Origin of the sequence: Streptomyces sp. NPDC059456 (assembly GCF_042750055.1) — a bacterium.
In the GTDB taxonomy this organism is placed as follows: Bacteria; Actinomycetota; Actinomycetes; order Streptomycetales; family Streptomycetaceae; genus Streptomyces.
The window spans coordinates 1-6,080 of record NZ_JBHYVA010000530.1 but is presented as its reverse complement, the minus strand read 5'-3'; the positions used below and the strand labels follow the sequence as shown (position 1 = coordinate 6,080).

Annotated in this window: 4 protein-coding genes and 2 pseudogenes; 3 read left to right on the top strand and 3 right to left on the bottom strand. The window is 77.2% G+C overall.

Annotated features, from left to right (window positions below; genetic code table 11):
- Positions 1-473: GNAT family N-acetyltransferase (locus tag ACFXA3_RS32495; protein ID WP_385192702.1), on the top strand; the 473-nt coding region annotated here is incomplete at its 5' end.
- On the opposite strand, the gene ACFXA3_RS32490 is transcribed toward ACFXA3_RS32495, so the two are convergent.
- Together ACFXA3_RS32490 and ACFXA3_RS32485 are read right to left on the bottom strand one after the other, a co-directional pair.
- Positions 463-1,887 (bottom strand): M14 family zinc carboxypeptidase, encoded by a 1,425-nt coding sequence (locus ACFXA3_RS32490; RefSeq protein ID WP_385192699.1) that lies wholly within the window; start codon positions 1,885-1,887, stop codon positions 463-465. The genes ACFXA3_RS32495 and ACFXA3_RS32490 overlap by 11 nt on opposite strands.
- A 90-nt stretch (positions 1,888-1,977) precedes the next feature.
- Positions 1,978-2,244, bottom strand: a pseudogene (locus ACFXA3_RS32485) (dihydrolipoyl dehydrogenase); the annotation flags it as partial.
- Here ACFXA3_RS32485 and ACFXA3_RS32480 point away from each other — a divergent pair.
- Positions 2,164-3,021 carry a LysR substrate-binding domain-containing protein gene (locus ACFXA3_RS32480; RefSeq protein WP_385192697.1) on the top strand — a complete coding sequence of 286 codons (858 nt, stop codon included), beginning with the start codon at positions 2,164-2,166 and terminating at the stop codon, positions 3,019-3,021. The pseudogene ACFXA3_RS32485 and the gene ACFXA3_RS32480 sit on opposite strands and share 81 nt — an antisense overlap.
- On the opposite strand, the gene treY is transcribed toward ACFXA3_RS32480, so the two are convergent.
- Entirely contained in the window at positions 2,989-5,277 is a 2,289-nt protein-coding gene (gene treY, locus ACFXA3_RS32475; RefSeq protein ID WP_385192694.1) for a malto-oligosyltrehalose synthase, read from the bottom strand. The genes ACFXA3_RS32480 and treY overlap by 33 nt on opposite strands.
- A gap of 109 nt (positions 5,278-5,386) precedes the next feature.
- On the opposite strand from treY, the pseudogene ACFXA3_RS32470 reads away from it, so the two are divergent.
- A pseudogene (locus ACFXA3_RS32470) lies at positions 5,387-6,080 on the top strand (MFS transporter); the annotation flags it as partial.

Sequence of the window (6,080 nt, the reverse complement as noted above, 5' to 3'; positions counted from 1 at the left end):
GCGTACGCCCCGCACGGCCCGAGGACCTGCCCCGCCTGGTCGAACTCGTCCACGAGCACGTCGCGTACGAGGAGGCCGCGCCCCGGCCCGCCGGCCTGGCCGACCGGCTCGGGCCGCAGCTGTTCGCCGAGGGCGCCCGGCTGTGGGTGCTGCTCGCCGAGGCCCCCGACGGGACGGTCGCCGGATACGCCGCCTGTTCGGCCGAGTTCGCGTTCTGGGACGCGCGCCACTACCTCCACATGGACTGCCTCTACCTCGCCGAGGAGGCCCGCGGCCACGGGCTCGGCGCCGCCCTGATGGAAGGCGTGGCCGGCCTCGCGCGCGAGCTGGGCGCCGACCAGGTCCAGTGGCAGACCCCGGACTGGAACGAGGGCGCCATCCGCTTCTACGACCGGCTCGGCGCGACCGGTGCGCACAAGCGCCGCTACACCCTCGCCGTACCGGCCGAACGGCCCGGGGCCGCTACGCATTGACCGCCCCGGCGGTCCCGGCCGTCCCCGCCGCCACGAGCCGTTCGTAGGCCGCCAGGACCGTACGGGACTGGTGCTCGACCTGGGCGGCCACCGGGATCCGGCGGGCCTGGAACCGGGCGGCGAACTCCTCGCACCAGCCGGTGACCAGCCGGTCCAGCCCGGGGGCGGCCGGGTGGCCCTGGGAGCGGAGCACCCGCAGCAGCATCGCGGCGGCGCGCAGCGACAGGCGCCGCGCGAAGGCGTCGATGCTGGCGATGGCGGCCGCCGTGGCCTCGGCCGGGGCGCCGGGGCCGGTCCACTCCAGGGTGATCCGGGGGATCAGGGCGAGCGTCCAGTCGACGGCGCGCAGCAGGGCGGCCGTCTCGGAGTCCGCCGCCGCGCCCGGCCCCGCGCCCGCGCCCTGCCCTGCGCCCGCTCGTCCGCCCTGCCCCGCGCCCGCTCGTCCGCCCTGCCCCGCGCCCGGTCCCGCGCCCGCTCGTCCGCCCGGGCCGGGGTCCGGCCCGGCCGGCTCGCCCACCCGGTCCCGTACGCGGGCCACGAGCGCCGCGTCCGCCGTGAGCCGCCCGGCCAGCAGGCGCAGCGCGCCGCGCGGGTCCGGGTGCGGAGCGGGGTCGTCCACCAGGTCCGAGGCCCACATGGGGACTTCGACGATGGCCGTGGTGCCGGCGTGGCGGTGGGCGTGGTACCAGGTGCTGAGCCGGGTGTCCTCGGGGTGGAACGCCCCGGCGGCGTCCGCCCCGGGCTGCGGCATCACGAAGATCCCGGGCCCGGGGGAGGGCCAGCCGGCCGCGTCCGAGGCGCCGGTCTCGACCGGGATGCGCAGAGCGGCGGCCGATGCGGCGAAGGGTTCGGCGAGTCCCGGTATGTCGCGGGTGAGCTGCACCCAGGTCCCGCCGAGGTCGGTGCCGTGCAGGGAGACCTGGAGGACGGGCCGCAGTTCGTCGATGAGGGCGGTCAGGGCCAGCGTCTCGGGCGGCAGCCGGTCGGGAGGCAGTAAAGACGGCGCCCACTCGGGCTGTTCCGGGCCCGGGGGCCGGAAGAAACTGCGGTGGTAGTCGAGCAGGGAGGCGGGGCGGGGCGTGCGGTGCAGGGCCGCCCCGTCCGGGTCGGCGCACAGCAGGAAGTGCCAGCCGCGGCCGGCCCGGACCGCCGGATCGTGCAGGACGTGCCGGGCGAGGGCCAGCGCGGTGGCGCCGCCGACGGGCTCGTTGGCGTGGGCCCCGGCGACGACCAGCACGCCCGCGCCGGGCGGGCGTCCGCCCGGCTCGACGGAGAGCAGCCACAGGGGCCGGCCGGCCCGGGAGGTGCCGGTCCGGCGGAGCCGGGCGTGGCCGGGGTGCTCTTCCGCCAGGGTGCGGGCGGCCAGCGCCAGTTCGGACGGAGTGGGGTAGCACATGTCACGGAGGAGGTTCACGTCTGATGCAATGCCCGCCGTGCACGCCCCCTACTGCTCCGCACGCCCCGCACTTTCCCGAAAACCCCTGGCCAACGCCTTGCTCCGAGCTCACCGTCGCCGGGCCCGCTCCTGCTGGTGGAGGCCTCGGCCGGCCAGGGACAGGAAGGCCTCGCCCACCGCTTCCGACAGCGTCGGATGGGCATGGACGTGGCGGGCCACGTCCCCCGGCTCCGCGTCCCGGCCCACGATCAGCCGGCTCTCCGCGATCATCTCCGACACGTGCGGCCCCACCAGGTGGACGCCCAGCACGCGCCCGCCCCGCTCGGCGACCACCTTCACCGTCCCGCCCAGCCCGCCCTTTCCCACCAGGTCAAGGCCCTGGAACGGTTCGTCGGCGGCCCGCTGCTGGAGCGCATGCCGCGCGGCGTCCGGCTCACCCCCATGGGCCGGGCCTTCCTGCCGCACGCCCGGCTCGCCGTCCGCAGCGCCCGGCAGGCCGAACGCGCCGCCCGGGCCGCCGCCGGGGCCGCGGGCGGCGAACTGCACCTCGCCACCGTCCACGCCGTCGCCGTCGGCCTGCTCCCGGGCATCGCCGCCCGCTGGCGCTCCCTCCATCCCGGCGTCCGGCTGGTGCTGCGCGAGTACGGTTCCACCGAAGCCCTGGAAGAGCAGCTCGAACGGGGCGTCGCCGACCTCGCGGTGGGCCCGGAGCCCAAGGAGTGGACCGGGCCGGTGCTTCCGGTCGGCCGTGAGGAACTGGTGCTCGTGGTCCCCTTCGACGACCCGCTGGCCGGCCGCGGATCGGTCCGGCCGGCCGAACTCGCCGACCGCGACTGGATCCGCTGCGCGATGGAACCCTCCGTCCAGGGCCGGGCGTTCCTCGACTGGGCGTGTGCGACCGTCGGCTTCACGCCGCGCACGGTGCTGCGCACCGAACACGCCTCGACGGCCGTCCGCATGGCCGCCGCCGGCGTCGGCGTCGTGGTGGCCCCGGCCCACACGGTCCGGGGCCCCCTCGGCGAGGACTGTGCGCTGCTCTCCCTCGACCCGCCGTGGCACCGGCCCCTTTCCGTGTTCTCCAGGGTCCCGCTGACCGGGGCCGCCGCCCCCTTCGCGCAGCTACTCGCCGCCCCGCCCGTCGTCGCGCAGTAGGAGCGCGACCGGGCGGGCCGAGAGCAGTTCCGAGAGCCGGATCTCGCCCTCGTACGCGGCGCCCCGGTCCAGGACGCTGCTCCACCGCCCCGGTGGGAGGGGCAGGGTGGTGTCCCGCCACCCGCCGGCGCCGGCCAGCCGGTGCGAGAGGCGGGTGGCCGCCGCGACGAGCCCGCCGGGCCGGACGAAGGCCAGGCAGTGCTCCGCGGCCGGGCCCCGGGCCGGCAGCGAGCCGTACCCGGTGAACAGTGCGGGCCGGTCCCGGCGCAGCCGCAGCAGGGCGGCCGTCAGCGCGAGCTTCTCCTCCGCCTGCCCCCGCGCCGCGCCCCCCGCGTCCAGCCGGGCCAGGGTCTCGCGGGGGAACCGGGCCGGCCGCCGGTTGTCCGGGTCCACCAGGGCCCGGTACTCCGTCTCGGCGCCCTGGTAGACCTCCGGGACGCCGGGCATCGCCAGGTGCAGCAGCGTCATGCCGAGCAGGTTCGCCCGGACCGCCGCGGCCAGTTCCGCCGGCTCGGCGAGCTCCTCCGGGTCCGGGACGTATCCCGCGACGGCGGCCTCGTACGCCGGGTCCTGGTCGGTCCAGCTGGTGTGCACGGCCGCCTCGCGGACGCCCTTGAGGAGCGCCTGTACGAGGCGCTCGGCGCGCTCGGGCGCGTCCCCGAGGCCGAACGCGGTCTGCCGCGCCACCCAGGCCAGTTGGGGATCCGCCCCGGGCGGGCGGCCCATCATCCCGGGGGCCTGGGAGAGCGCGGAGATCCGGGCCCGGACGTCCGCGCTGCGCTTGGTGTCGTGCGTGGACAGCACCGTCCCGGAGGCGGGCCAGTCCCGGTCGAGTTCGGCGCAGTACGCGTGGAACTCCGCCGGGGACGGCGCCGGGCGCCCCGGATCGCCGCCGACCTCGGTGGCCGACAGCAGCGGGGCGTGCCGGTAGAAGGCGCGGTCCTCCAGCGATTTGGCCCGCAGCGCCGCCGAGGTCTGGGCGAAGCGCGCCGCGAAGGCGCGATCGCGCAGCACGAGGTCCCGTACGCCGGCCACCGCGCCCGGACCGGCCGGCGCGGCGGCCTCCGCCAGGGCCTGCGGGGAGAGCTCCGGCTCGCCGGGGTACGGCCGGTAGACCGGATAGGCGATCAGCAGCTCGCGCACGCCGGCGGCGAGTCCGGGACCGGCGGCCCGTTCCAGGGCGGCGAGTTCGGCGGCGAGGTCGCCGGTCAGCACCTCCCGCGCGCACGCTCGGGCCGTCTCCTCCCAGTCGGCGGTCCCCGTGAACCGCGCGTACCGGCGGGCCAGATCGGCGGCGCCCGCCGGGTCGGTGAACACCCCGTCCACCCGCAGCAGCGCGTCGTACCCGGTGGTCCCCGCCACCGGCCAGCGCGGCGGCAGCCGTTCCCGGCGGGCCAGGATCTTCTCCACCACCACCCAGCAGCCCTCGCCGACGGCCGCGCGCAGCCGCCACAGGTAGCCCTCCGGGTCCGCCAGCCCGTCCACGTGGTCGATCCGCAGCCCCTCCGCGACCCCGTCCCGCACCAGCTCCAGCACCTTCGCGTGCGTCGCCGCGAACACGTCCGGATCCTCCACCCGGACCCCGATCAGCTCCGAGATGGTGAAGAACCGGCGGTAGTTGAGCTCGGTCCGGGCGTCACGCCACCAGGCCGGCCGGTACCACTGCGCCGCCAGCAGCTCCGGCATCGCCAGCCCCGCGGTGCCCGCGCGCAGCGGGAACTCCAGCTGCCCGTGGCGCAGCACGCCGTAGTCCGGGTCGGCCGTGAACGCGCCGGGCTCGGGCGGCCCGGGGAGCACCGGCAGCAGCACCTGGCCGCCGCCCGCCGACCAGTCGATGTCGAACCAGCGCGCGTACGGGGAGGCCGGCCCGTCCCGCAGGACCTCCCACAGGGGCCGGTTCAGCCGCAGCGGCGACGGCACCGCCATGTGGTTCGGCACGATGTCCAGCACCAGGCCGAGCCCGTGTCCGCGGGCGGCCGCGGCGAGCGCCCGCAGTCCCGGCTCGCCGCCGAGCTCGGCGCGGACCCGGGAGTGGTCGGTGACGTCGTACCCGTGCGCCGAGCCGGGCACCGCCTCCAGCACGGGCGAGAGGTGCAGGTGCGAGACGCCGAGGGAGGCGAGGTACGGGACCGCCGCCTCGGCCGCCGCGAAGGGGAACTCGGGCCGCAGTTGGAGCCGGTACGTCGAGCTCGGGGCGGGTGGCCGCAGGGCCGCGGACGACGCCGGGGTGACGACTGCCGGAACAGCAGATTCCATTCGGATGCGTGCGTACGGCTGGCTCATGAGAACGTACGTACCCACCTTCCCGGATTCCGTGCCATTACCCAATGCATCCGGGTGACTGCATCGCGTTAATGTTGATCAAGTGGCCGGAACCGTCAACACCTATCGAAGAGTCATCGCCCTGACCGGGCCCCTCCTCCCGCTCCTCTCCTTCCTCGCGCGACTCCCCGTCGCCATGTCCCAGTTCGGCAGCGTCCTGCTGGTCGCCGAGACCAGCGGCTCCCTCGCCACCGCCGGCATCGTCGGCGGCACCCTGTCCGCCGGACAGGTGGTCTTCGGGCCCGTCCTGGGCCGCCTCGCCGACCGCCACGGGCAGCGGCCCGTGGTCCTGGCCGCCGCCGCGGTCAACGCGGTCGCCACCGGCGCCCTGGTCGCCGGGGCCCTCGCGGGCCTCGCCACCGCCCCGCTCGCCGCGATCGGAGCCGTCACCGGGGCCTCCGTACCGCTGATCGGGCCGCTCGCCCGGACCCGCTCCGTGGCCCTCGCCCACCGCTCCGGGGCCGACGAGGGCGTGGTGGGCGCCGTCCACTCCCTCGAAGGCACCCTGGACGAGGTCTCCTTCGTCTTCGGGCCGGCGCTCGTCGGTCTCGCCGCCCTCGTGGCGCACCCCGCGGTCGCCCTCGGCGGCGCCGCCGCCCTCGTCGTCGTCTTCGGCAGCGCCTTCGCCCTGCACCCGACCGCCGCCGTCACGGCCGGGGCGGGAGCGGCCGCGCGCCAACCCCGGGGCGCGCCCGGTAACGCCCGCACCCGGCGCGGGACAGCGGCCCCCGGCCCCC